The 25,436-nt window shown below is 72.2% G+C and carries 25 protein-coding genes; 9 read left to right on the forward strand and 16 right to left on the reverse strand.

Going from position 1 to position 25,436, the window contains the following annotated elements:
* Both ADK57_RS38345 and ADK57_RS38350 read left to right on the forward strand, forming a co-directional pair.
* Positions 1-1,292, forward strand: a 1,292-nt coding sequence (locus ADK57_RS38345) for an SWIM zinc finger family protein (protein WP_053754452.1), incomplete at its 5' end; no start/stop codon positions are given.
* A gap of 351 nt (positions 1,293-1,643) precedes the next feature.
* Positions 1,644-2,522 (forward strand): potassium channel family protein, encoded by an 879-nt coding sequence (locus ADK57_RS38350; protein WP_053754320.1) that lies wholly within the window; start codon positions 1,644-1,646, stop codon positions 2,520-2,522.
* A 138-nt stretch (positions 2,523-2,660) separates the two neighbouring features.
* Here ADK57_RS38350 and ADK57_RS38355 read toward each other — a convergent pair whose 3' ends face one another.
* Positions 2,661-3,677: a Gmad2 immunoglobulin-like domain-containing protein gene (locus ADK57_RS38355; RefSeq protein ID WP_234390535.1), complete on the reverse strand. Its 1,017-nt coding sequence runs from the start codon at positions 3,675-3,677 to the stop codon at positions 2,661-2,663.
* Between the two features lie 367 nt (positions 3,678-4,044).
* On the opposite strand from ADK57_RS38355, the gene ADK57_RS38360 reads away from it, so the two are divergent.
* Positions 4,045-4,905: a DUF6544 family protein gene (locus tag ADK57_RS38360; RefSeq protein ID WP_053754321.1), complete on the forward strand. Its 861-nt coding sequence runs from the start codon at positions 4,045-4,047 to the stop codon at positions 4,903-4,905.
* A 587-nt stretch (positions 4,906-5,492) separates the two neighbouring features.
* Positions 5,493-6,548, forward strand: coding sequence for an Acg family FMN-binding oxidoreductase (locus ADK57_RS38365; RefSeq protein WP_234390536.1), 1,056 nt, complete (start codon positions 5,493-5,495; stop codon positions 6,546-6,548).
* A gap of 730 nt (positions 6,549-7,278) precedes the next feature.
* Here ADK57_RS38365 and hypE read toward each other — a convergent pair.
* The 11 genes from hypE to ADK57_RS38420 all read right to left on the reverse strand — a co-directional run bounded on the left by hypE (position 7,279) and on the right by ADK57_RS38420 (position 17,765).
* Entirely contained in the window at positions 7,279-8,313 is a 1,035-nt protein-coding gene (gene hypE / locus ADK57_RS38370) for a hydrogenase expression/formation protein HypE (protein WP_053754322.1), read from the reverse strand.
* On the reverse strand, positions 8,310-9,413 hold the full coding sequence (gene hypD / locus ADK57_RS38375) for a hydrogenase formation protein HypD (RefSeq protein WP_053754323.1): 1,104 nt from the start codon (positions 9,411-9,413) through the stop codon (positions 8,310-8,312). Before hypD ends, hypE begins: the two co-directional genes overlap by 4 nt.
* Positions 9,410-10,045: a CBS domain-containing protein gene (locus tag ADK57_RS38380; RefSeq protein WP_053754324.1), complete on the reverse strand. Its 636-nt coding sequence runs from the start codon at positions 10,043-10,045 to the stop codon at positions 9,410-9,412. The genes hypD and ADK57_RS38380 overlap by 4 nt, the downstream gene beginning before the upstream one ends.
* A 10-nt stretch (positions 10,046-10,055) precedes the next feature.
* The gene (locus tag ADK57_RS38385) at positions 10,056-11,387 is read right to left on the reverse strand and encodes a Ni/Fe hydrogenase subunit alpha (RefSeq protein ID WP_053754325.1); all 1,332 of its coding nucleotides are present in this window, start codon (positions 11,385-11,387) and stop codon (positions 10,056-10,058) included.
* The gene (locus ADK57_RS38390; protein WP_053754326.1) at positions 11,384-12,148 is read right to left on the reverse strand and encodes an oxidoreductase; all 765 of its coding nucleotides are present in this window, start codon (positions 12,146-12,148) and stop codon (positions 11,384-11,386) included. The genes ADK57_RS38385 and ADK57_RS38390 overlap by 4 nt, the downstream gene beginning before the upstream one ends.
* A 1-nt stretch (position 12,149) precedes the next feature.
* On the reverse strand, positions 12,150-12,956 hold the full coding sequence (locus ADK57_RS38395; protein ID WP_053754327.1) for an FAD/NAD(P)-binding protein: 807 nt from the start codon (positions 12,954-12,956) through the stop codon (positions 12,150-12,152).
* A complete protein-coding gene (locus ADK57_RS38400) occupies positions 12,953-13,417 on the reverse strand; it encodes a Crp/Fnr family transcriptional regulator (RefSeq protein WP_053754328.1) in 465 nt (154 codons plus the stop codon). The genes ADK57_RS38395 and ADK57_RS38400 overlap by 4 nt, the downstream gene beginning before the upstream one ends.
* A gap of 3 nt (positions 13,418-13,420) precedes the next feature.
* The gene (locus tag ADK57_RS38405) at positions 13,421-14,563 is read right to left on the reverse strand and encodes a 4Fe-4S dicluster domain-containing protein (RefSeq protein WP_053754329.1); all 1,143 of its coding nucleotides are present in this window, start codon (positions 14,561-14,563) and stop codon (positions 13,421-13,423) included.
* A 146-nt stretch (positions 14,564-14,709) separates the two neighbouring features.
* Complete coding sequence (locus ADK57_RS38410) at positions 14,710-14,967, reverse strand: HypC/HybG/HupF family hydrogenase formation chaperone (RefSeq protein ID WP_053754330.1); 258 nt, start codon at positions 14,965-14,967, stop codon at positions 14,710-14,712.
* A 6-nt stretch (positions 14,968-14,973) separates the two neighbouring features.
* Positions 14,974-17,262, reverse strand: coding sequence for a carbamoyltransferase HypF (gene hypF, locus ADK57_RS38415; protein ID WP_053754331.1), 2,289 nt, complete (start codon positions 17,260-17,262; stop codon positions 14,974-14,976).
* Positions 17,259-17,765, reverse strand: a complete 507-nt coding sequence (locus ADK57_RS38420) for a hydrogenase maturation protease (protein WP_053754332.1) — start codon at positions 17,763-17,765, stop codon at positions 17,259-17,261. Before ADK57_RS38420 ends, hypF begins: the two co-directional genes overlap by 4 nt.
* A gap of 534 nt (positions 17,766-18,299) precedes the next feature.
* Here ADK57_RS38420 and ADK57_RS38425 point away from each other — a divergent pair.
* Genes ADK57_RS38425 through ADK57_RS38435 form a run of 3 tightly spaced genes read left to right on the forward strand, consistent with a single transcriptional unit; the run spans position 18,300 to position 20,380 of the window.
* On the forward strand, positions 18,300-19,541 hold the full coding sequence (locus tag ADK57_RS38425; RefSeq protein WP_053754333.1) for an NAD(P)/FAD-dependent oxidoreductase: 1,242 nt from the start codon (positions 18,300-18,302) through the stop codon (positions 19,539-19,541).
* A 16-nt stretch (positions 19,542-19,557) separates the two neighbouring features.
* Positions 19,558-19,875, forward strand: a complete 318-nt coding sequence (locus tag ADK57_RS38430; protein WP_053754334.1) for a TusE/DsrC/DsvC family sulfur relay protein — start codon at positions 19,558-19,560, stop codon at positions 19,873-19,875.
* 31 nt (positions 19,876-19,906) lie between these two features.
* Complete coding sequence (locus ADK57_RS38435; protein ID WP_053754335.1) at positions 19,907-20,380, forward strand: DsrE/DsrF/DrsH-like family protein; 474 nt, start codon at positions 19,907-19,909, stop codon at positions 20,378-20,380.
* A 555-nt stretch (positions 20,381-20,935) separates the two neighbouring features.
* On the opposite strand, the gene ADK57_RS49465 is transcribed toward ADK57_RS38435, so the two are convergent.
* Positions 20,936-22,018 (reverse strand): nitroreductase/quinone reductase family protein, encoded by a 1,083-nt coding sequence (locus ADK57_RS49465; RefSeq protein WP_107091748.1) that lies wholly within the window; start codon positions 22,016-22,018, stop codon positions 20,936-20,938.
* Positions 22,019-22,466: 448 nt separating this feature from the next.
* Between ADK57_RS49465 and ADK57_RS38445 the strand changes: the two genes are divergently transcribed.
* Entirely contained in the window at positions 22,467-22,979 is a 513-nt protein-coding gene (locus tag ADK57_RS38445) for a universal stress protein (RefSeq protein ID WP_053754336.1), read from the forward strand.
* A 95-nt stretch (positions 22,980-23,074) separates the two neighbouring features.
* Positions 23,075-23,584 (forward strand): flavodoxin domain-containing protein, encoded by a 510-nt coding sequence (locus ADK57_RS38450; protein ID WP_053754337.1) that lies wholly within the window; start codon positions 23,075-23,077, stop codon positions 23,582-23,584.
* 66 nt (positions 23,585-23,650) lie between these two features.
* Here the strand turns inward: ADK57_RS38450 and ADK57_RS38455 are convergent, their stop codons facing one another.
* From ADK57_RS38455 to ADK57_RS51715, 3 genes are all read right to left on the reverse strand, one after another.
* Positions 23,651-24,538, reverse strand: a complete 888-nt coding sequence (locus tag ADK57_RS38455; protein WP_053754338.1) for a 2-oxo acid dehydrogenase subunit E2 — start codon at positions 24,536-24,538, stop codon at positions 23,651-23,653.
* Positions 24,539-24,874: 336 nt separating this feature from the next.
* Positions 24,875-25,072: a hypothetical protein gene (locus ADK57_RS38460; protein WP_053754339.1), complete on the reverse strand. Its 198-nt coding sequence runs from the start codon at positions 25,070-25,072 to the stop codon at positions 24,875-24,877.
* A gap of 146 nt (positions 25,073-25,218) precedes the next feature.
* Positions 25,219-25,395, reverse strand: a complete 177-nt coding sequence (locus tag ADK57_RS51715; protein WP_234390537.1) for an MBL fold metallo-hydrolase RNA specificity domain-containing protein — start codon at positions 25,393-25,395, stop codon at positions 25,219-25,221.
* Positions 25,396-25,436 lie beyond the last annotated feature (41 nt).

The raw sequence follows: 25,436 nt of genomic DNA on the forward strand, positions 1-25,436 counted from the left end.
CACCCGCACCTCCCCATCGCCCCCGCTCCATGGCCGCCCCCGGCCGGGACGGCGACCTGCGTCGTACCTTTCCCGCCTTCCCGCCCCGTCCGTCGGGCGGCACCGGCTTCGCCGAGACCTGGTGGGGCAATGCGTGGGTCGCCGCGCTGGAGGAAGGGGCGTTGGACGCCAAGAGGCTGGCGCGCGGGCGGGGGTATGCCGAGCAGGGGAACGTGGACGCCATCACGGTGACCCCCGGGCTGGTGCTCGCGTACGTGCAGGGCAGTCGTCCCCGCCCGTACCGCGTGCAGGTGCGGTTGCGCACCCTCGACGACGCCGACTGGGAGCGCTTCCTGGACAGTGCCGCCGACCGGCCGGGACACATCGCCGCGCTGCTGGACAAGGAGATGCCCCAGGCGCTCGCAGAGGGCGGCGTGCGGCTGCTCCCCGGCCCCGGCGACCTCGAACCGCAGTGCAGCTGCCCCGACCGCGGTCACCCCTGCAAGCACGCCGCCGCCCTCTGCTACCAGACCGCCCGACTGCTCGACGCCGACCCCTTCGTGCTGCTCCTGCTGCGCGGCCGTGGCGAACGGGACCTGCTCGACGCCCTGTCCCGGCTGAGCGCCACCCGCGCGGCCCGAGCCGCCCAGGACCAGGGACCGGCCCAACTGCCCGGCGTACGGGCCAGTGACGCCCTCGCGCCCCGCGTGCTCCCACCCCTCCCGGCACCCCTGCCCCCGCCTCCGCATCCCGAGCAGCCCCCGGCGTATCCCGCGGCCCCGGGCGGCCCGGACCCCTTCGCTCTGGACCAGTTGGCGACCGACGCGGCGGCCCGCGCCCACGCGCTGCTCGGCACCGGCCGCGACCCGGTCGGCGAACTGACCCTGTGGCAGGACGCGGTGCGGCTCGCCGCGGCCCGCCCAGGCTCCGGACTCACGGTCGGCACCCGCGCCCTCTACGCCTCCCTTGCCTCCGCAGCCGGCCGCACCCCGTCCGAACTGGCCCGCGCGGTCGCCGCCTGGCGTCAGGGCGGGCTGGAGGGACTCGCCGTACTCGAAGAGCCCTGGGACCCGCCGGCCGGCCGTTTCGACCGCGCTCGCCCCCTCCTCCTCGCGGCCGACCTTCCCGCCTTCCGCCCCTGGCACAACCACCTCACCCACCCCCGCGGCCATGTCCAGCTCCGCCTGGGCCGCGACGGCCTGTGGTACGCCTACGAGTCGGAGCCGGGCCACGACGACTGGTGGCCCCGCGGCACCCCGGACCTGGACCCGGTCGGCGCCCTCACGGGCTTGGGGTCGGCGGGCGAGTTCTGAGCCGCGCTCCACGACTGCTCATCAGCCGCCGCGTTCAGTACCTGCGCATGCCTCCGCTTCATGGCCGACTTCTCTGTCCTTGCGGCTCGTCTACGCATCCCCGTGGGAGCGGTCGATGAGTCCGGTGCGGTTGCTGATGCCGCCCCTGCCCTCGACGTGGATCGTCTTCGCGGACCGGATGCCACGGCCCGCGGGTACGGCGATTCGGCGCTCTGCGGGCGCTGCCTTCGGCTTAGGCTCCCAGAGCGGGGCCGACTCGGGTGGCAACAGTGCTGGTCCGCGCTGCCCGAGCTGTTTCGCGGAACAGGGCCGTGGGGCGATGACGAGCGCGGCGCCGACGGGGAGACGTACATGGACTGGGTGGTCTCGCTGGCAGGAGCCGGGCTGGTCATGGCCGCCCTTCGGGACCTGTTCCATACGCTCTGGCACCCCACCCGCCACGCCGGTCTGAGCCGCCTCGTCATGACGGCGCTGTGGAGACTGGCCCGGCATCTTCGTGTGGGTGGGCGTGTTGTCGGGCTCGTCGGACCGCTCGCCATGGTGACGGTGGTCGGCATGTGGGCCGTCACCATCATGCTGGGCTGGGCCATCATCTACTGGCCCCATATGCCGGGGGCGTTCACCTTCGCGCCCGGTTCCAACGCGGCGCAGCAGCCGGTACTGCTCGACTCCGTCTACCTGTCGCTCGTCACCGTCGCAACTCTCGGGCTGGGGGACATCGCGCCCGCCGACGGCTGGCTCCGCCTGGTCTCGCCACTCGAAGCCCTGATCGGCTTCGCCCTCCTCACGGCCACGGTGTCGTGGGTATTGGAGATCTACCCGGCGCTGACCCGCCGAAGGGTCCTGGCGATCCGGCTGGCCGTCCTCCAACGCTCGGACCCGTCCGCCGAGCAGCTCGACTCCACGGTGGGTGCCACGCTGCTGGAGAGCCTGGCCACCGAGGTGGCACGTGTCCGGATCGACTTCACGCAGTACGCCGAGGCCTACTACTTCCATGACGGCGAGGACCACTCGTCCCTGGCGGCCATGATCGGCTACGCCGCTGACCTCGCCCAGCGCGCACAAGCGGTCCGGCGGACGGACGTACGCCTGACTGGCGACCTGCTCGCGGGCGCGCTGGAAGACCTCGCGGCCATCCTCGACCAGCGTTTCCTCCACACCGGCGGAACACCGACGGAAGTCTTCGCCGCGTACGCCGCCGACCACGGGCGTGGCCTCACCCCGTCGTGATCACTGCGCCCCGGCATTGTTGAGACCCGCGCTGCGCTCCGGGCCGTGGTCGAGCGTCCTGGGAGGTACCGCTTGTCCGCTTCCCGGCATGCGTACGGGGTGCGAAGAGTCTCGCCGACCGTCATGAGCAGGCCGCTGTCAGCGCTTGACGGTCAGCGGCAGCGTGTCCTCGATCACCGCCCGGCCGTCCTCCGGCGAGTCCCAGTACGCCGTGAGCAGGCCGGCGCCCGAGCGGGTCGCCTGGTAAGGGATCGCCACGTCGAACGTGCCGCGGGTTCCGGTGCCGGAGGTCGCTGTGACGTACGGGTCGGCCACGGTGCGCCCGGCGGCGTCGGTGATCTTCAGCCGGAGGGTCGCCTCGAACGTGTTTGCGGTGCCCCACACCCTGACCGGGGTGCGGATGGTGTCGCCGATCATCGGCGACTCGACGAGGACGAGCGGCGACAGGTCCTCGAAGGCGGCCCGTCCCACCGGCTCGTCGAGGACGATGCCCTCGCCGCCGAACGCCGTCACCGGCTTGCCGTCCAATTCGAACTGCACCTTGTGGATGGAGGGGAAGCGGGTCGCGGTGAACACGACCTGGGCGAGCCGGGCCTGCATCGACAGGCTCCCGCCGCCGTCGTCGTACCGCCCGGACAGGTCCACCGTCGCGATGTGGCGGTCGACCACGACCGAGTTGAGCTTCGTGCCCCGGGGGATGGCCGTGGTGCGGCCGTGGCTCCGTTCGTAGCGGTTGGGGCCGGCCAGCAGGGCGCGCAGGGAGTCTGCCGCGGTGGTGGGCGCGGTCACGGTGCGGGGCGCGGGCGAGACCTTCTCCCTGTGCAGGAAGTACACCGCGGTCCGCACTTGGCGGGGGCCGCCACCGGGCGTCGTCGGCGTGGAGGGCGTGCTGGGCCCTCCGGGAGTGCCGGACCCGGGGGAACTGCCCTGCCCTGCGGTGGTGTTGCCGTCTCCGGTGCCGTCTCCGGTGGTGCCGCCTGTGGTGCCCCCGATGCTCGGTGTGCTCGACGGACCGGTGCCGGAAGACCCGCCCGAGGTGCCGGTCTCGCTTCCGCACGCGGTCGCTGCGGACGACGTCAGCAGGGCCGCCGCGGCAAGAACCATCACACGACGCAGCCGGTGGGGCGGACGCCTGGTGGAGATCTCTGTGCTCATGCCAGCCTCCTCCAACGATCCCAGGCAACACCCTCTGGAGCAGGTGCCCCAAGTGCCGTACGGCCCAAGGTGATGGGCCGTACGGCACTGATCCCGGGCCAGCCGGGCGGGTCTGCGGAACTGCGGGTGCGCGGGTGCGCGGGTGGGACCTTTGTCCTGCCCGGTGGCCCGTTCGGGCCGTGTTGCCCGGGGCCCGTGGCTGTGAGGGTGAACGTGAGGCGCGGAATCCGTCCTGCGGTGACGGAGCCGATCCGACGTCGGGAGGTCGCATGACCGACCGCGTCGCTCCGGCGGGGACCGTTCGGCCCAGGCCAAGGCCGCCGGGCCCGCGAGGGGCCGGAGACGGAACGACTGAGGAGGCGCTGCGGTGACCAGTACGATCCTGTCTGCCTCGGACCCGAACCGGGATCCCTTGTACCACCGCCTGATCCGCGAGGTCCGGGCTGCCGACGTGCCCGCAGGCCCGGCCGACCCGGCGCCGGTCGCGGAGGCCGACGTGGCCGGGTTGCCGCCGGTCGTCCGGCGCTATCTGGGGTTCATGGGAGTGGTCGGCCGGCCGCGGGTACGGTCGCTGACCGCCCGGTTCGCCGGCCGGTTCCGGCTGCGCCCACGGCTTGGCTGGATGCCCGCCCAAGCCTGGCAGTACAACACGAGCCCCGATGTGACCCGGGTGTTCGTCATGCGCGTGCGCCTCGCCGGCGTGGTACCGATGGTCGGCCGCGACACCTACCTGCGGGGTAACGGCCACATGCTGGGCCGACTGCTGGACCGGGTGACCGTTGTCGAGGGCCAGGGCGAGGAGTTCGACATCGGCGAGCTCACCACGTACCTCAACGACGCGATCCTGATGGCGCCGTCGATGCTGCTCACCCCCGCGACGGCCTGGAGCCCGGTGGACGATCACACCTTCGAGGTGTGCCTCACCGACGCCGGCCGCACCGTGCGGGCCCGGGTGTTCGTCGACGAGCGCGGCGCGCCGTACGACTTCAGCACCACCGACCGGTACGCCGATCTGCCCGGCGGCCTGATCCGGGCCGAATGGCACACCCCGGTGAGGGACTGGCACACCGTCGACGGGCGGGCCGTACCTGGCCGGGTCGCCGCCGTCTGGCACCTGCCCGGCGGACCGCTGCCCTATGTCACCGGCGGGCTGACCCATCTGGCCCACAATGTGACGCTTCGGCCCCTCGCCGCTGGGAGGGCGTCATCCAGGCGCGCCCGGCCCTGATCGCCGCCACGCCGGCCCGCGCGCACTGGCGGGACCGACGCGGACCCGCCCCTATCGAGGAGCCGCGGCGGCGGCCTGTGTCGGTCCCAAACCGACGCCGCCCACAAGGCGGGTTCCGTTGCTCCGGCCGCCTCCCTGACCAGCCTGGAGAACAGCGGGCGCGAGGTTCCACGGGGCGGAACCCGGCGCTTTTCGCCCCGCGCCCCGCGGGCTCATTTCTCGCCCTCACGCCCCTGGCGGCGCCGGAGCGGGGGCCGAACATCCCACTCGACGGACCGGCCGGCCCGACTCGTCTCCCGACACAGTGTCTCGGCCGACTCCTCGGAAGACCGAACCGGTCTTCCGAGGCGTCGGCCGAGGATTCCGTCAGTCGGTACCGACGCCTGGCCTTCGCCTTCTTCACGGACCGAGCCGATCCGGGTCGTCGTGTGCCGTCGCGAATCCGGCCCTGGCCGCCGCGGCACCGGCAAGCACAAGGGGTTGCGCCCGGTGCGCGCATGGTGTCTGGCACTGGGGCCGCACAGACCAGAGCGGGGGACGGTCGGCCCCTGTCCGGGGGGCCTGCGAAGCACGGACGCTTGAGGCAGATGGTTCACGAAGGGTGGAACACCATGTCCGTGTCGTACGAGAGTCCCAGCCACGCGGCCTTCCACCTCGCTCGCGCCGCCGCCTTTGCGCCCTCGTTGCACAACACCCAGCCCTGGCTGTTCGTCGCCGATGACGAGGACTTCGGATTCGAGGTCCACACCGACGCCGAGCGACGGCTGCCTCTGACCGATCCGGGCGGCCGGGAGATGCTGATCAGTTGCGGGGCCGCGCTGTTCAACACCCGGGTCGCCGTGCGGCATCTCGGCTTCCGGCCCGCCGTGTCCCTGCTTCCCGAACCCGGGAACCCGGCCTTCCTGGCCCGTGTCGGCTGGGGAGCGTTCCTTGCGGCCACTCGCGAGGTGATGCTGATGGAACACGCCATGGCCCACCGGCACACGCACCGCGGGCAGTTCGAGGCCGAGCCCGTGCCGCCGTCGCTGATCGACGAGCTGAGCGACCACGCGCGGGCCGAAGGCGCCCTGCTGCACATCGTCGACCATCCGGAGCAGCTGAGACTGCTCGCGGAGACGGTGCGGGTGGCGGAGGCCGTGCACCGCGCCGATGCCGGTCATGTCGCGGAGGTGACCGGTTTCTCGGGGCCCGCCCGGCGGTCGTGGCTGGAGCGGGTGCCGGCCGAGGCGTGCCGCCGCGACCCGGTCCGCGCGCTCCTCGCCGGACGCGACTACACGGGCCTCGCAGGAGGGTGCGACTCCCGTCCTCGGCGCTGGAGTCCGAGGACGGGCACCGTCGCCGTACTGACGACCGCGCACGACACCCGGCTGGACTGGCTACGGGCCGGCCAGGCGCTCCAGCGGGTGCTGCTGTACGCGGCGGCCCATCGCGTCATGGCGGCCTTCCACACCCAGCCCCTCGAACTGCCCGAGCTGCGCGCGGAGCTGCAGGCGAGGCTCACCGGAGACCACTTCCCGCAGATGATCCTGCGCCTCGGCCACCCCACGCACACCTGGACCACACCGCGTCGCCCGCCCGCCGCCGTGCTCCTCAGGACCCGTTCTGCCAGGGCGGTGACGACCGCGGCCTCGACCGGACGCTGAACGGGGCTCGCGGGGGCTCGCGGGATGCGGGAAACGGGCCCGGAGGTCCGCCCGGGGGAGCCCGGTCGGCCTGTCCCGTCTCCGTAGTCGGCTGAGACATTCGAAGCGGAAGGGCGTTCAGGCCGACTGTGCCACGGTGAGAGGGCGTGCTGCTGCTCGGGGCCTGGTGCCTCGCGGCCGCCGCCGGCCCTGCCGCGGGCACGGCGACCGCGCACGCTGTGCAGCAGAACCTGGAGAACCGACAAGCCGAGCGGCACGCCGTCCCGGGGGGTGCTCATTCAGGACGCTCCCCTCGCCACCTCCGAGGCCGCCGGGGCCGGCGACCAGGTGTGGGCCAAGGTGCGCCGGACGGCGGCGGACGGTTCGACCCGCACGAGCCCGGCCCGGGTAGACCCTGGCGGGAAGACCGGAGCCAGGACGCAGGTGTGGCTGGACCGGAACGGCAAGCTGGTGCCCGCGCCCGTGGCCGGGGTGGCGGCCGAGTTTCAGGTCGTGGCGCCGGACACGACGACCGCGGTGGGCGCCGGCGCGGCCGTACTGTCCGTCGGACGGGTGGTGCGCGGACGCCCGGAGCGGTGGCGCATGCAGCAGTGGGACAGGGAGTGGGCCCAGTTCGGTGAGCAGTGGGGGCGCAGGACCGGCTGCCGGTCGGATGGATTCCTGCCGCTCGCCCTCGGACGGAGCGCATCAGAGGGTCAGGGATGCCTGCTCCCCTTCGCTCGGACAACAGTCAGCAGATCCGCGGAAGTTGCTCACCCAGCGGCATCTCCACGAACCGCCGGGCGCCCACCAGGGTCCGCAGCGTCACCCGCCCACGCGGCCCCTCCGGAAGCACCTCGCCGATCCGCACCGATTGGGCTCCCTCGGGCACGGATCGCATGATGGCCAGGGCCTCGTCGGCCACGGTGGCGGTGACGAAGGCGACCAGGCACCCCTCGTTGGCCACGACCAGGGGGTCGAGGCCGAGCAGGTCACAGGCGGAGGCCACGGCCTCCGGTACCGGGACCGCGCTCTCGTCGATCTCGACGGCGACGGACGAGTCGCGGGCGATCTCGTTGAGGGCCGCGGCGAGCCCGCCGCGGGTGGGGTCCCGCAGGACGTGGACATGCGGGCCGAGCGGCGACATCGCTCGCACGAGGCGGTGCAGTGGCTGGGTGTCGGAGGCGATGTCGCTCTCGAAGCCCAGGCCCTCGCGTGTGCTGAGCACGGTCGTGCCGTGCAGCCCGATCGGCCCGGACAGCAGCACCGCGTCGCCCGGGCGGGCCAGGACGGCGGACGGGTGCAGCGATCCGGTCCGCTGCCCGATGCCGGTGGTGTTGATGAACAGCTTGTCGGCCGCGCCGCGGCCCACGACCTTGGTGTCCCCGGTCACGACGGGCACGCCGACGGACTGCGCGGCCTTGCCCAACGAGCGGAGTACGGACCGCAGTTCTGACAGCGGCAGCCCCTCCTCGATGATGAGGGCCACGGACAGGGCGAGCGGCCGGGCGCCGCGCATGGCGAGGTCGTTGACCGTGCCGTGAACGGCGAGCGAACCGATGTCACCGCCGGGGAAGAACAGCGGGCTGACGACGAAGCTGTCCGTACTGACCACCAGGTCGGGGCTCCCCGGCAGCAGCGCGGCGTCCTCCATCGGGCCCGAGCCGCTGTCGAAGGCCGGAAGGATCAACTGGTCGAGCAGTTCCGCGGTCAGGCGGCCGCCGGCGCCGTGGCCCAGCAGGACGACCTCGTCCTCGTGGTTCGGGGTGGGGCATTCGATGGTCATGCCGAGCTCCTCGCGGACGTGCGTCCGGCCGCGTGGAAAGCGGCGCAGGTGCCCTCGGTCGACACCATGGGCGCGCCGAGCGGGTGACGAGGTGTGCAGCGGGTGCCGTACGCCGGGCAGTCGGTGGGCAGTCGGGCTCCTGTGAGGACGGCACCCGCTATGCACTCCGGGTCCTCCTGCGGTCGTAGTCCGTCCACGTCGAAACGACGGGCCGCGTCGAACCGCTCGTACTCCTCGATGAGTTCGAGGCCACTGCGGGGCAGCGGACCGATGCCGCGCCAGGCCCGGTCGGTGACCCGGAAGACGGTCCGCACCGCATCCTGAGCCCGGGTATTGCCGGAGCGGCGTACGGCCCGCGCGTACTGGTTCTCCACCTCGTGGCGGCCCGACTCCAGCTGCCGTACGGCCATGAGGATGCCCTCCAGCAGATCGAGCGGCTCGAAGCCGGTGACCACGATCGGCACCCGGTACCGGGCGGCGATCGGCTCGTACTCGTGCCAGCCCATCACCGCGCAGACGTGCCCGGCCGCCAGAAAGGCCTGCACCTCGCAGTCGGGGTCGTCGAGCAGCGCGGTCATCGCAGGGGGCACCAGGACGTGGCTGACCAGCATCGAGAAGTTGGTCAGGCCGAGACGGGCGGCGTGCAGGACGGCCGTCGCGTTGGCGGGCGCCGTCGTCTCGAATCCGACGGCGAGGAAGACCACTTCGCGCTCCGGGTGGTCGGCGGCGATGCGTACGGCGTCCATCGGGGCGTAGACGACCCGTACGTCAGCGCCCCGGGCCCGCAGCGACAGCAGGTCCGTGTCGGTGCCGGGGACGCGCAGCATGTCGCCGAAGCTGGTGAGAATGACACCGGGGCGGGCCGCGATGTCCATGGCCCGGTCGAGGGTCTCCAGCGGGGTCACGCAGACCGGGCAGCCGGGACCGTGGATCATGCGCATGCCGACGGGCAGCAGTTCGTCGATGCCCTGGCGCACCAGGGTGTGCGTCTGGCCTCCGCAAACCTCCATGATCCGCCAGGGGCGCGTCGCGGTGTCCCGCAGCTCGTCCAGCAGGCGCCGGGCGAGGACGGGATCGCGGTACTCGTCGAGGTACTTCATCGGTGCGTCAGTTCCGGGCGGATGTCGACGACCCCCTCCACCGCCCGCACGGCCCGGGCCACGACGGGGACGAGTGCGCGGTCGGGCAGGGAACCGCCCAGCGTGACCACGCCCTCGGCCACCGACACCGTCAGTGTGGTGGTGAGCGGGAGCTGGTTGAGAACGGTGTGCCGGATCTCCTCGGCGATCTCCTCGTCGGAGCGGAGGAAGACCTTGAGCAGGTCGCCGCGGCTGACCACGCCCTGCAGGATGCCCACGCCGTCCACGACGGGCAGCCGCTTGACGTGCCGGCGGGCCATGATGCGGGCGGCCTCGGCCAGCGAGGCGTCCGCGTGCACGGTGACGGCCGGGGTGCTCATCAGTTCGCCCGCGGTCACCGCCGCCGCCTTGGCCCGCTCCACGAGCTCGCCCGGCTTGATGTCGGCGTCGTCGACGTCGCGGAACTCCTCCTTGTGCAGCAGATCGGCCTCGGAGACCACGCCGATGACCCGGCCCTCGCCCTCCAGGACCGGCAGCGCGCTGACCTTCCACTGGTCGAACAGCTCGACGATCTCCTTGAAGGGCGCGTCGCGCCCGACTGCGACGACGGTGTGTGTCATCACGTCGCTCACGGTGTACGAAGAATCAGGCATCGCGGCCTCCTCAGGTGCGGACGACCGTCAGGTCGAGGAAGTGGGTGGAACAGGAGATGCAGGGGTCGTGGTTGCGGATGGCCCGCTCGCACAACGCCGTCAACTCGGCGTCGTCCGGGTCGTGTTCGGCGAGGGCGCGCTGCGCGACGCGGCGCAGGTCGTCCTCGATGGCTCCCTGGTTCTGCGCGGTGGGCGGCACGAGCCGGGCGTCGGTGACGGTGCCGTCGGCGTCGAGGACGTAACGGTGGTAGAGCAGCCCGCGCGGCGCCTCGGTCGCGCCGTGTCCGACACCGGCGGCGGGTGGCACGTCGGTGTACGGGCGCCCCGGCGGCTCGTACTCCTCGATGATCCGCAACGCCTCGTCGACGGCGTACACCACCTCGACCGCACGCACGAGGATGGACCGGAACGGATTGCGGCACACCGCGCCCGCGCGCGGATCGCCGAGCCCCGCCTCCCGGGCCGCCTCCAGGGCTGCCGGGGACAGCCGGCGCCCGCTCACCGCGAACCGGGCGAGGGCCCCGGTGAGGTGGCGGCGCCCGTCGAGCCGCGAGTGCAGTGCGGTGGAGTGCGGCACGTGAGTCTCGGCGACGCGGTCCGTGAAGTCCCGCACCGGGAACGAGCCGAGGGTGCCGTCGGAGCGCAGCACGGTCGGGGTGCCGCCCTCGATGGCATACGTGTCCGGGGCGGCCAGTGCCAGCAGGTCGGCGTCGACACGGGCATCCGGGAAGTCGAACCCGGCCACCCAGCGTACGGTCTCCCGGGCGTCGTCGAGCGCCTGCCTCAACTCCTCGGCCAGTGGCCGCAGTTCGGCACGGGGCGGGGTCCGGTGGAAGCCTCCGAGTCGTACGTTGACGGGGTGGACGGCCCGTCCGCCGAGCAGTTCCATGAGGGAGTTGCCCGCCTTCTTCAGCCGCAGCCCCCGCTCCACGTCGGCCCGGTGCGTGCGGGCCAGTTCGATGGCGCTTGCGCGGCCCAGGAAGTCGGGCGCGTGCAGCAGGTAGATGTGCAGGGCGTGGCTCTCGATCCACTCGCCGCAGTACAGCAGCCGCCGCAGGTCCCGGATCACCGGGTCGACGGTGACACCGCAGGCGTCCTCGATCGCCGCGCACGCGCTCATCTGGTACGCCACCGGGCAGATCCCGCACACCCGGGCGGTGATGTCCGGCGGCTCGGTGTAGGCGCGTCCGCGCAGGAACGCCTCGAAGAAGCGGGGCGGTTCGTAGATGTCCAGCCGGGCCTCGGTGACCGTGCCGTCCTGAACGCACAGGCGCAACGCGCCCTCGCCCTCGACCCGGGAGAGCGAGCCGACGTGCAGGACACGGGATCCGCGGTGGGTCACGTCCTCGCCTCCTTGTCGATCTTGTCGAAAGCGGCGGCGTTGAAGGTGTGCAGGAACCGTCCGACGGCGGCCTCGTCGAGACCGTCGCGGCGCAGCAGCGGAATCAGCGCGGGCAGGTTCACCGAACCCGACGGGCCGAAGCAGCCGAAGCAGCCGCGGTCGTACGCCGGGCACAGTGCCCCGCACCCGGCGTGCGTGACCGGGCCGAGGCAGGGGGCGCCGTGGGCGACGGTGACGCAGACGGTTCCGCGCCGCTTGCACTCGAAGCACACGCTGTGGTTCGGGACGTCGGGCTTGCGGCCGGCGAGGAACGCGGTGATGATTTCGAGGAGCTGGCGGCGGTCGATGGGGCAGCCGCGCAGTTCGAAGTCGACGTCGACGTGGGCCGAGACCGGGGTGGAGGTGGCCAGGGTGGAGATGTACTCGGGGTGCGCGTAGACCGTGCGCCGGTACTCGTCCACGTCCGCGAAGTTCCGCAGCGCCTGGATGCCGCCGGCGGTGGCGCACGCGCCGATGGTCACCAGGTGGCGGGAGGCGTCCCGGATCGCGCGGACGCGCTCGGCGTCCGCGGCGGTGGTGACCGAGCCCTCGACAAGGGCGAGGTCGTACGGTCCGGGTGCGACCGCGCTGGACGCTTCCAGGAAGTGGGTGATGTCCACCCGGCCCGCCAGGGCGAGGAGTTCGTCCTCGCAGTCCAGCAGGGTGAGCTGGCAGCCGTCGCAGGAGGCCAGTTTGAACACGGCGAGTGTGGGCGTGTTCATCTCACAACTCCCTTACGGACAGCAGGGGTTCGGCGATGTCCCAGCCGGCCACCGGCCCGTCCCGGCACACCAGCAGGGGACCGAGCTGGCAGTGCCCGCAGTGCCCGGTGGCGCAGCGCATGTTGCGCTCCAGCGAGACCCGGATCCGCTCCTTGGGCACCCCTCGGTCCGCGAGTTCGCGGGCGGTGGCGCGGATCATCGGCTCGGGGCCGCAGACGAACGCCCAGGTGCCGACGGGGTCGAAGGGGGCACGCCCCAGCAGCTGGGTGACCACTCCGACGTCCCCTCGCCACTCTTTGTCGGGCCAGTCGACCATCACCCCGGTGTACGCCGTCGGCCAGCTGTCGATCTCCTCCCGGGTGATCAGATCACCGGGCGTACGTGCCCCGACGAGCACGCTGACCCGGCCGTACGCTTCCGGCTCGGCCAGCGCGCTCAGGATCAGCGGCCGCAGCGGAGCGAGCCCGATGCCGCCGGCGACCACCAGCAGGTCCCGGCCGCGCGCCCGGTCCAGCTCCCAGCTCGTGCCGTAAGGGCCGCGCAGGCCCAGGACGTCGCCGACGCGGGCCGCGCACAGGCCGTCGGAGACCGCGCCCACGCTGCGGATCGTGTGGGCGAGGCCGCCCGTGCTCTGCACGGAACTCACCGACAGGGGGATCTCGCCGCGGCCGAAGCAGTGCACCATCGCGAACTGCCCCGGCGCGAAGTCGTCCAGTGCTTCGGCGACCGGTTCGAGCCGCAGCGTGACCGACTCCTCGGTCTCCCGCCGCCGGTCGACCACGAGGTATGGAACCGGTACGGCGGTCATCGCACACCGCCGCTGGTGGAGGTGCCGTACAGGTCGACCAGCCGGGCGCGGGCCGCGTTCAGCCGATGGGACAGCACCCGGCCGACCCAGCGGCCGATCTCCCGCCCGAACTCGGCGTCGTCGTCGTACATCAGGCGCACGGCGACGGCGTCGAACTCGTAGGCCCGCACCGGCGTCTGCGCCCGGGCGCCCAGCTGCCAGACGTACGGCTCGAACAGCCAGGACCAGCCCACGAGGTCACCCTCGCCGAGGGTTTCGATGACGGGCGTGGGACGACCGGGGACGTGCATGTCGAGGGCGACCGTGCCGTCGCGGACGATCCAGAAGCGGTCGGCGTGCCCGCCCTCCTCGAACAGCCGGGCGCCCTGGCGGAAGCCGACCTCGCGGGCGACGCGCAGGAGCCGCTCCCGGTGCTCGGGAGGCAGCGCGGACGTCATGCGCAGGGTGATCGAGGGGGTCATCGCTCACGCCTCCGTCTCGAGTTCGGCCGCCAGTGCGGCGACTTCCTCCGTGATGTCGATGCCGACCGGGCACCAGGCGATGCACCGCCCACAGCCGACGCACCCGGACGTGCCGAACTGGTCGTGCCAGGTGGAGAGCTTGTGGGTGAGCCACTGCCGGTACCGGGCGCGTCCCGAGGCGCGGACCGGGCCCTCGTGGAGGTAGGAGAAGTCCAGGTCGAAGCAGGAGTCCCAGCGCTGCCACCGCTCGGTGTGGTCACCGGTGAGGTCGGTGACCTCCTCGGTGGTGGTGCAGAAGCAGGTGGGGCACACCATCGTGCAGTTGCCGCAGGTCAGACAACGTGACGCGACGTCGTCCCACTGCTCGGCTTCCAGGCTCGCGCCGAGCAGCGCACGCAGGTCGACCGGGGGCAGCGCCCGGCCCATGCGGTCACGTGCCGCGTCCACCGCGGCCCGGGCGGTCGTGTCCGTGACCCTGTCGGCGGCCCGGTGCGGAACCCGCTCCAGCAGCCGGGCACCCTCCTCACTGCCCACGCGGACGAGGAACCGGTGCCCGTCCTCGTCCACCACCTCGGTGAGCGCCAGGTCGTACCCGGCGTCGGCCGCGGGGCCGCCGCCCGTCGACACGCAGAAGCAGGTCGCGCCCGGTTCGGTGCACTCGGCGGCGATGAGCAGCGCCCGCTTCCGGCGCTTCCCGTAGCCTCCGTCCGGGTGCCGCCCGCCGGTCAGGACGCGATCCTGGACGGCGATGGCCCGCAGGTCGCAGGGGCGCACGCCGAGGAAGGCGTACGCCGGTGCCTCGGGTTCGTCGGCCGTGAAGGACAGGTCGCCCCCGGGCGTCCGGTCGGCGCTCCAGAGGCGCTCTCGCGCGGGGTGCAGACAGGACTTCCAGGACTGTGGGCCCGCGCTGTGAGCGAAGGCGGCACCGTCCTCGCGGCGGACGAGACGGTAGCGCCCGGCGTCCAGCTCGACACCCCAGCCGTACGGCAGCTCGGCTGCCGAGGCCAGCTCGGCCAGCACGATCGCTCCGTCGCGGACCGTCGGCCCGACGACGGTGCGCCCGTCCGCCACCAGGGCCGCCACCAGGGCGTCGAGCCCGTCACGGTCCAGGACCGCCGGAGCTCTCGGGGCTTCGGTGCCGGTCATCGCGGTCCTCCTCGCCAAGGGGCTGCTCCGTCTCCCTTGCCTTAAGCGTGCAGCCGGGCCACGGCACCTGGCAGGGGCCGTTCGGCCCTCGACGGGCCCGGTCGGGCAACGGCCCGGGGCGCATGACCGCCCCTGGCCGGGTTGCCTCACGGCAGCGGCTCGCCCAGCTCGCCCTCGACCGCGCCGGCCATCGCCCGGAGCACGTCGAGCGTCCGCCGCGCCTCTGCCTCGTCCACCTCGGTGATCGCGAAGCCGACGTGCACAATGACGTACGTGCCCACGTCCGCGTCTGGCGTGCAGCTGAGGCAGACCTCACGCCGTACGCCGCCGAAGTCGACGGTGGCCATGCGCAGCCCGGCGTCTTCGTGGACTTCCAGGACCTGTCCCGGGATGCCAAGGCACATGAGTGCTCACCTCTCCTCGGCCAGCCGCGCGGCCGCGACCGCCGCCTGGCCGTAGCTGATGCCACCGTCCCCGACCGGGACCTGGCTGCCGACCAGCACACGCAGGCCCTGTGCGTGCAGCCGTCGCCGTACCTCGGTGAGCAGCAGCCGGTTGACGAAGCAGCCGCCGCCCAGGCACACCGTGCGCGGCGCGCCGTCCTCGACGGCCCGTGCGACGAGTTCGGCGGTGACGATCGCGAGCGTCAGATGGAAGCCCGCCGCCAGCCGCGACACGGGCTCCCCGCCCAGCCGGCGTTCCAGCAGGTCCGTCAGGGTCGGCGCGGAGTCGTACACCCACAGGCCCTGCGCGCGGACGACGCGGTGGGCGAGCGGTACGGCGTGCTCGCGGCCCGCCGCCGCTTCGACCAGCACGGCCGCCTCGCCCTCGTAACTCACCTGGTCGGCGAGGCCGAGCAACGCGGCGACCGTGTCGAAGAGCCGCCCGGCGCTGGACGCCCGCGGGCAGTTGACGTCACGGGCCACCGTGGCGCGTACGGCGGCGACCTCGCCGGCGTCGAGCCGGTCCGTGAAGGCCCGGGTCAGCCAGGGGTAGGGGCGCGGACTGCCCAGCTGCTCGCCGCCCAGCAGGTGCCCGAGGGCGGTGCGGGAGGGATGGCGTACCGCCGCGTCGCCGCCTGGCAGGGGCGCGGTCGCGAACCTGCCCACACGGCGGTAGCCGCTCAGATCGGCGACGAGGAGCTCGCCGCCCCACAGCGTGCCGTCGTCGCCCAGCCCCAGACCGTCGTACGCGACGCCGAGGAAGCGGCCCCGCACCCCGTGCTCGGCAGCGCAGGCGGCCACATGCGCATGGTGGTGCTGCACCGGGATTCGGCGCAGTGGCTGCGTCTTGGCCCACTGGGCGGAGAGGTAGCCGGGGTGCAGATCGTGCGCGATCGCCACCGGTTCGATTCCGGTGAGGCGTTTGAGATCGTCGTACGACGTCCGGAACGCGTCGTACGTCGCCACGTCGGCCAGGTCGCCGGTGTGCGGTCCGAGATGCGCCCGCCCGTCGGCGGCCAGCGCGAAGGTGTGCTTGAGCTGGGCGCCCGCCCCCGCGATCGGCTCGCGCACGTCGAGCGGCAGCGGGGCCGGCGCCAGGCCGCGCGCCCGGCGGACGGTGATCCGGGTCCGGCCGGCGAACTGCACCACGGAGTCGTCGTAGCGGGCCCGGATCGGCCGGTCGTGGGTGAGGAAGCCGTCGGCGACGGCGGCGAGCGCGCGGCGGGCGTCGGTGTCCTCGACGGCGATGGGCTCGTCGCTGAGGTTGCCGCTGGTGACCACCAGCGGGCGGGCCGGCTCGTCGAGCAGCAGGTGGTGCAGACCGGTGGTGGGCAGGAACAGGCCGATGCGGGACAGTCCGGGATGGACCCCGTCCGCGAGAGGCGTCTCACCACGTGCCCGCAGCCGGGCGAGCAGGACGACGGGGCGCACCGACGACGTCAGGGCCGCGCGCTCCGCGCTGCCGATCCGCGCCAGCCGGGCCGCCGTGTCGACGTCCCCCACCATGACGGCGAACGGCTTCGTCGGTCGTCGCTTGCGGCGTCGCAGCTCGGCCACGGCCCGCGGATCACCCGCGTCGCACACCAACTGGTAGCCGCCGATCCCCTTCAGCGCGACGATCCCGCCCTCGGCGACGGTCTTGACCGCCGCTCGCAGCGCTTCCTCGCCGCGCAGTTCGCCCCACGCCAGGCGAGGACCGCAGGCGGGGCAGGCCACGGGCTCGGCGTGGAACCGCCGGTCGCCGGGATCGGCGTATTCGGCCGCGCAGTCGGCGCACAGCGGGAAGCGCCGCATCGTCGTACGGATCCGGTCGTACGGAAGATCCTCGATGATCGTGGCGCGCGGCCCGCAGTCGGTGCAGTTGATGAACGGGTAGCGGTGGCGCCGGTCGTGGGGGTTACGCAGCTCGTGCAGGCAGGCGTCGCAGATCGCCGCGTCCGGAGGGATCTCGCGCGGCACCGTGCCCGTGTGACCGGGCGCGCTGTGCCATACGTGGAAGCCCTCCTCGGACATCGACTCCCGTGTACCGCGCGTCAGGTGGACCCCGCGTACGCGGGCGAGAATCGGAGTGTCGGCGCGCAGCCGCGCCGCGAACTCCTCGATGACGTCCGGCGGTCCCGCGACCTCGCCCTCCACGTGCCCGTTCACATTGGCCACCCAGCCGTCCAGGCCGAGCGCGGACGCCGTGCGGTACACGAAGGGCCGGAAGCCGACTCCCTGGACGATGCCGTCCACCTGGAAGCGTCGCACGGTCATGGCAGCCTCCCCGCTGGTGTGCCGCGATGGCGCGCGATCTCGTCCTCGACGGAAACGGCGAGCGGTTCGACGACGGCCGCGACAGCGGGGGAGAGCCCGGTGCCGAGGGAACCGTCGGCGCCCTCCGCCGCGTAGACCACCAGCCGGGACGGAAGACGCCCCAGGACACGCGCAAGTTCGACGGCCTCACCGAGGCCCAGCCCGTGCGAGCTGGTGGTCGGCGGCTGCTCCAGTCGCCCGGCGTCGAGTTCGAGGCGGTGCACACGGCCAGGGCGTCCGGGATGCGCGTGCGCGGCGTCCACGACGACCGCGAGAGCGGCGTCCTCCCACAGGCCGATCAGCCGACCCGGGTCGCCGTCGCAGGTGGCGAGCACCGTGCCGGGCGGCAGCGGCCGGTCCTCGGCCCGCTTCCGCAGCCGGGCCACCACGGCCCAGCCGACGCCGTCGTCGCGCCGGAACTCGTTCCCGACGCCGATGACGGCGATCCGCGTGCGCGTCGTCATGTATCTCACCGTGCGCTGCCACGAGTGCGGCCTGCAGGGGCCGAACGACCCATGCCGAGGGCCGATCCGCCCTTTCACGTCAGGGTCTGGCGTCCGGTCGGTCCACGGGCCCGGGCCGGCTCGCCGGGGCCGCTGTGAGCACGCCCGCGTCGAGCAGGGTGCCTGCCGAGGGACGGCCAGGGGCTGGACCACAGGGCCTAGAGCAGCAGGCCGGCGGACGCCGCGATGACCGCTGGGGGCGTTGCGCCGTTGCTGTCCGTCACGGTGGCGGCGCCCGCGCCCCGGAGCACCGTATGCGCAGTACGCGACCACGACGACGGTGTCCTGACCATCCCGGTCCCGGTCCCGGTCCCGGTCCCGGAGGCGAAGGCGGGCACCAGGACCATGCCCGTGCGGGACGGGGGGAGAGGCCGCGGGTTGGCGGGAGGGCCGTTCGGCCCGGCGGGGACAGTGCCGGCGGTATACCCCCATGGGTAAGCGGCCAGGGACCAGTGGCCCCTGCCCACGGCCCAACTCCCGCATGACAGTGGAGGTATGAGCAAACACATCGTGGTTCTCGGAAGCGGCACCGCCGGCACGCTGACGGCCAACCGGCTGCGGCGGATGTACGACGAGCGCGAGTGTCGGATCACAGTCGTCGACCAGGACGACGACCACGTCTACCAGCCCGGCCTGTTGTTCGTGCCCTTCGGGCTGGCACGGCCCCACGGACTGGTCCGGTCCCGGCCGCGCCGGCTCCATGACGGCATCGACTACCGGAGGGCCCGGATCGACCGGGTGGACCTGGACGCCAACACGGTGCACTTCGCTGTCGGCGGCTGGCTGACCTACGACGTCCTCGTCGTGGCGACCGGGGCCACGCTGCTGCCGGAGGAGACCGAGGGACTGACCGGCCCCGGCTGGGGCGAGAAGGTGTTCACCTTCTACGACCTGCCCGGTGCGATTGACCTGCACCACGCGCTGGAGAGCTTCGACGGCGGTCGCGTGGTGGTGAACGTGGCCGACTTTCCCGTCAAATGCCCCGTCGCGCCCCTGGAGTTCGCCTTCCTCGCCGACTGGTACTTCCAGCGGTGCGGTATCCGCGACCGGGTCGAGCTGACGTACGTCACACCACTGGACGGCGCCTTCACCAAGCCAGTCGCCGCGAAGGCGCTGAGCGGTCTGCTGGCGGACAAGGGCATCGAGCTGGTCACAGAGTTCACGCTCGGCGAGGTCGACGGCACGGGCGGACGGCTGGTGTCGTACGACGAGCGCGAGGTGCCGTTCGACCTGGCGGTCGTCGTGCCACTGCACGGCGGTGCCGCCTACATCGGCCGCTCTCCGGGCCTGGGTGACGAACTCGGTTTCGTTCCCGTCGACCCGCACACCCTCCAACATCCGGACCGGGCCAACGTGTTCGCCATCGGTGACGCGGCCGGTCTGCCCGCGTCCAAGGCCGGTTCGGTGGCCCACTTCGAGGGCGAGGTACTGGTGCACAACATCGGCTGCTTCCTCTCCGGGCAGCCGCTGGACGCCTCCTATGACGGACACACCAACTGCTTCGTCGAAACCGGCTTCCACAAGGCCCTGCTCATCGACTTCAACTACGAGACCGAGCCGCTGCCCGGGCACTTCCCGGCCGCCGTCGGCCTGCCGCTGCTGAAGGAGTCGCACGCCAACCATCTCGGGAAGCTCGCGTTCGAGTGGCTGTACTGGCACAGCCTGCTGCCCGGCCGGGAGCTGCCCGGCATCGGCTCGGCGATGCCCGAGCGCGGCAAGAACCACGTCCAGGTCTGAGCCGAGGAGAATCGTCATGCCCACCGCCACCTACGACGACACCGCCGTCCCGGTCGACGACGAGGGCTTCTTCACCGAGCCCGACCGGTGGACCGAGGCCATGGCCTGGCAACTGGCCCGCGAGCAGGGGATCGAGGACCTGACCGAGCCGCACTGGACGGTCATTCGCTTCATGCGCGCCGAGTACGCCATCAAAGGCACCGGCCCCACCGTTCGGGTGCTCGGCAAGGCGTCCGGCGTGAGCGTCAAGGAGCTCTACCAGCTCTTCCCCAAGGGCCCGGCGAAGACCGCCGCGAAGATCGCCGGAATCCCCAAGCCCCGCGGCTGCATCTGACGTGGCCGCCACACCCGAAGGAGTACCCGTCATGGCCGCCACCGGCACGATCGAGAAGGTGTCGATCATCGTCTCCAAGGGATCCCTGGAAGGGATCTACCCGGCCCTGATCATGGCCAACGGCGCCCGCGCCGAGGGCATCGACGCCGACCTGTTCTTCACCTTCTTCGGCCTCGACGCCGTTACGAAGAGGCGCTGGGAGCACATCAGGCTCGCCACCGTCGGCAACCCCGGCCTGCACCTGCCGACGCTGTTGGGCGGCCTGCCGGGCGTCCCGGACCTGATCACCCGGTACATGGAACGCAAGATGGCCAAGCTCGATATCCCACCCATCCCCGAGTTCATCGAGATGATCTCCGACACGGGCGCCGGCCTCTACGCCTGCAAGGCGTCCGTGGACCTCTTCGAGCTCGACAAGGACGACCTCGTCGACCAGGTCCAGGGGATCATCACGGTCGGTGAGTTCTACGAGCACGCTGCCGGCGGTCAGATCGTCTACACGTGACGGGCGCATGGCGGCCGCATGACGGGCGACGGCCCGTCTGACGCGGCACGCCGCGAGTCCTCGGTGGCCGACGGCCCCGACGACCCGATGCGGAGTCGTGCGAACCCGGCCTCCACCCACACTTCGGTGCGGATGGAGGCCCGCGGGGGCGTGCAGCCGGGAAAACGGCATGTTCACGGGGAGCGGCCGACGACCCACGTACGGTCGCATGTGAGAACAGCCGGGGCAGCGGCGCAGCCGTCCATGGTCTTCATGACCGCGGCGGCCCACATCCTCCGGCGCGCATCCCTTTGCTCACGCCGAGCGCGCCGCATCGCCGACTGCCTTACCAGGTGCGGACGGTACCGAGGGACTGCCACGAACCATGGGAGGACCAGGGCTCCTGGGTTCTCAGCCGTGGGGGACGACCGCGACGGGCAGGCAACGTGCTGCAGCGCCGCGGGTGCGACGGGCCCGAGTGTCCAGGAGAGGTGAGACGGGTCGGCCAATGAGTCGAATGGGCGCAACTACTGCTCGTGGCACTGTCGTTGATGGACATGCCGAAGGCTCCGTCGGTCACCTCAACAGGCGGACCAGCGCCCATCCGGTGACGGCGGCGACCGTGCCCGCCATCAGCAGCCCGGCGAATACGCCGATGCCCGCGATCAGCAAGGGAGACTGGCCCGGGTGCCACAACGGCATGGTCACGGCGAAGAAGACGGCCAGCCCGGCCAGCCAGGCTGCAGCGGTGGCCGGAATCCATTTCCAGGCGCCGGTGACGTGTCGGTGCAGCACCCACCACTGCGCGGTGCCCAGGCTGAGCAGCACAAGCACACCGTCGACGGCTGCCAGACCGGCCACAGCGGGCGAGAAGCCGACCCGCGGAGCCACGAGCGAGGGCAGCAGTCCCAGCATCCAGGCGAAGCCGGCGGCCACCGCCGTGGCGGTCACCCAGCGGCGCGGCCGCAGATCGGGCAGCACCCGGGCGAGCACACGGGCCTGAGCCGCGCCCAGCAGTGCTCCCTCTGCCGTCCCCGCCGCCACCAGCATCGGCCAGGTGATCGCCGCGGAGGCGTCGCTGACGATGGCCCCTGCGGCCGCCGGAACGCAGAAGCCCACAGCCTCGCCCAGCGTCGTCCATCGCCACCACTGTCCCCACAGTCGCAGCCCAGCCGACGATGACGGCTCGCCGACAGGGCGGCCTGAGGGCTCGGGCTCCGCGCTTGGTACACCGTCGGACGCCAAGGTGACCACGATCAGGGGATCATCCGCGCTGATCCGAACGCGGGGATGTCGCCGACCATAAGTCCGTTCCGCCGCGATACGGCCGGGATGACCGGCCGGCGTCAGCCGGCCGATGCCTTCGTAGGTCAGCCCGTCGACCAGAACACCGACCTGATGGGGCTGGGTGAAGTTCCGCCACCACTGTTTGTCGGCAGAGCGACCCGCGAGCACCACGAGCTGATCGTCCTCGCGCGCGTACCGCACAGGGAGTGTCACAGGGCGCCCGGTGCGACGCCCCGCGAATGCCAGCGCACACAGGCCGGGAAGTGCCGCGTGCCACCGCGATCCCAGCAGCGCCAGGACGATGCGGTTCACCCGCCCGGTTCGGCGTACCGCTTTGGCTGAGGCAGTGGCCGGTCTGTTCCCTGCAACCATGCCTCAAGAATCTCTGCGGTTGCGCCGTTCGCCCAGGGCCGTTCGTCCCCAACGGGCGGCCGAACGGTATCGGCCTCAAGGGCAGCCATGCGGTCGAGTGGGTCAGGGGAGGACTCTTTTCGCCACCCGGGCACGAGTCGACAGGCACACGGGAGGTGTGATCCGGCTGCCCGGCGGAGGCGGCGACCGCGCCGGCGTTGTCCAGTCGGCATCGCAGCCGATTCCGTCGCCGTCGGCGTCGTGTCGGTGTGGGTCATCGGGGCCGACCCGGACGGGGCCGGACAGGTCGGAGCACGCCGCTGTACCGGGCCGCCCGCGACCACGGCCGACAAGGGACCGTTCGGCACGCGGACGGGGCCCCATGGCCCACGCCCGGCCCATCCGGTTCGGGTCACCGTTGAGACGTTGAGACGTTGAGACAAGAGTCGGTCCATCGACGGAGGCTGCCATGACCGAATCTGCCCACGGCAACAGCATCGTGGTAGGCGTCGACGGGTCCGAAGCGTCCATGGCCGCGCTGCGCTGGGCCTCCGGGCAGGCCGGTGCTCTGGGCGCGGATGTCGTCGCCGTACACGCCTGGGAACCGGCGGGGCGCAGCATGGCCCCCTATGCGGCCGTTTCAGCGCGTGCGACCCCCGCCGATGAGCGGGTCCAGGCTGCGGAACTGCTTGCCGCGACGGTGCGGGAGGTCTTCGGCCCACAGGTCGACGGTGCCGTACGCGCCGTCCTGGTGGAGGGCCCGCCCGCGCGGGTGCTGGTGCAGCAGGCGCGCGGTGCCCTGTTGCTCGCCCTCGGGCGCAGGGCACACGGACAGTACGGGCAGCCCGCGATCGGTGCGGTGGGCCGTGCCTGCCTGCGGAACGCGGCGGTCCCCGTGGTGGCGGTGCCTGTCACGGAGCGGGCCGCGACGCCGCTCGCGGTCGTCGCGGCACCCCCTCTCGCCCGAAGCGGCGCCGCGTAGCGGGCGGTGAAGTGGGGGTCGTGCCTCGGACAGCACGGACTCCGCTCCGACGCTCGGCGAAGTCGCTGAACTTCTAGGAAGCTCGAGGTGACGTCATGGACATCCTGGTGGGCTACGCGACCGCACACGGCTCGACGCGCGAGATCGCCGAACGGCTGGCCACCAAGCTGAGCGAGGCAGGACTCAAAGCCGAGGCGCGGTCCATGGAGACGGTGGACGACGCCGACGCGTACAACGCGTTCGTCCTGGGCAGCGCCGTCCACGGACAGACCTGGCTGGATCCGGCCAAGGACTTCGTACGCGCGAATCCCGACGTACTGGGCTCCCGCCCGGTATGGATCTTCAGCGTCGGCATGCCAGGCGCGCTGCGCGGACCCTGGAGGCGCATGGCGGACAAGGAGATCCCGGTGATCGTCGAGAGTCTGCCCGGTGACCTGTCGTACCGGGACCATCGGCTGTTCTCCGGTGTCGTCGCACCGGTCCAGCTACCCGTCACCGGACGCATCCTGTTCCGCCTGTTGGGCGGCCGGTTCGGTGACTACCGCGACTGGGACGCCATCGAGGCCTGGGGCTCCGGGATCGCCGACGAGCTGGCCCGCGGATGAGAGGCAGGACGGAGACGGACGGATACGGACGGATGCGGATAGGGGCCACCCAGGTGCGCCAGGACCCTACGCCTGCTCGTCGTCGTCCGTGCGCAGCAGCTCGGCGTTCTCGATCAGGCGGCGGAGATCCGCCATGAACCGGGCGGCGGGTGCACCGTCGATCACGTTGTGGTCGAAGGTGACCGTCAGGTCCAGCACCTCACGGGCCTCGATCCGCCCGTCCACGACACGGGGCCGCCAGGTCATCCCGCCGACGACCACCTGCAGGGGCATAAGAGTCAGCGGAGCGATCCCGAACCCGCCGGCGGCGCCGAACATGCCGACCGCCGTGACCGCGATGGTCCCCGTCCGTTGCCGGAGCCGCACGGACCGGGCCAGTACCGCGTACATCGCCTCTACCAGGCCGGGCACCCGGGTCAGAGTGGTACCGAAGTGATCGAGCATCCGCCCTGTGCCCGTCACCGAGTGATCGGCCTTGACCGCCCGGAGCTCTGCAGTCAGGTCCCGGACGTCCCGCGTGTCGGCGTCCCGCAGGACGTGCGGGAGGGCGAACGGACCGTGCTCGGTTGCGACCTCGACCAGCGTCGTGACGTCGACGTGCTGATGGCGGACGAGACGGCCACGCCAGTCCCGGTACGCGTGGGCGTCCGGATGCGCCGCCGCGGCCCGGGCCACTGACGCCACCACGAACGCGGTGAATGACATCGGCCGGTCGGATGTGGTGAGCAGGTTCCGCGACGTCGTGACATCGAGTTCGACGAGGGCGTGCATCGCCGCCATGCGCCGACCGGCCCGCTCGGCGGCGACCACCAGCCGTCGGCTGGACGGAAACGGCTCGATGTCGATGCTGCGCGATCGGCCCTCGGTGCCGGTGGCAGTCGACACAGTCGGCGGAAGGACGTCGCCGGTCGTCGGCGAGGCGGGCTCGCCGCTTCCCGCACCGTACGTGCGCATGACGTTCCTCCCATGACCGGCGGAGCTGTACAGGCGTGCAGTGATACGCCTCGACCAGCGTCCAGGGGCCGCCGTCCACCGACGTCTCGTTCCGCCACAGCATGTCCAGCGGATCTGTCACGTCCCACACCAGGCGCAGCCGGACCGTCGGCTCACCGATCGTCTCGAAGGTGAGCTGATGGCCGTCGATGCGCCCGCGCATGACGCCGCAGCGGCCGTGGTGGTCGGCGAATGTCGCCCGGTATCCACGGGACGCCAGGTTCCAGCCTACGACCCGGTGCAGCTGGGGATCCTGTCAAGGATCCTGTCAAGGTCGGCGAACACGGCCGCGCCCCCTCACGTGCGGACGGAAGTGCGGTGCTCCGCGACCGTCGGCGCCGCCCCGGCCTGATCCGACGGCCTGCGGACACGACGACGCAGGAGCCTGACCGCCAGCACGTCGAACGATGCGGTGAGGACGCATGTCAATCCGATCGCCGCAACCAGCAGAACGGCGAACCGCTCCCAGAACTCCGGTGTCAGACTCGTACCCACTGTCCTGGCTCCCCTCGGATCGGCGTCGTTTCCTCTCACTCCCAGCCAACTCCGATACGGATTCCGGCACATGGGCCAACCGGCCCGGGCCGAGGCCGCGAGTGGTCCCTGCGCCGGGCCGTCCGGCCCGGTACGTGACCGTTGCCTCATCGCCGTGCGGCGGAACATGTTCGAGGCTGTCCACACCGCGTCGGGCTCGCCGTGCACCAGGTAGGTGGTGTGCGGGGCGGGGCGCCGCGCAGCCAGTCGATGCTCTGGGTGGCGTCGGCGTGGGCCGAGAAGTGCGGTACGCCGGCGACCTGTGCGGGCACCTGCCCGCCCATCTGGCGTGGTCCGCCACCACGAGTTCGCCGTCGTCGCCGAG

This window comes from Streptomyces sp. MMG1533 (assembly GCF_001279775.1).
Classification (GTDB): Bacteria; Actinomycetota; Actinomycetes; order Streptomycetales; family Streptomycetaceae; genus Streptomyces.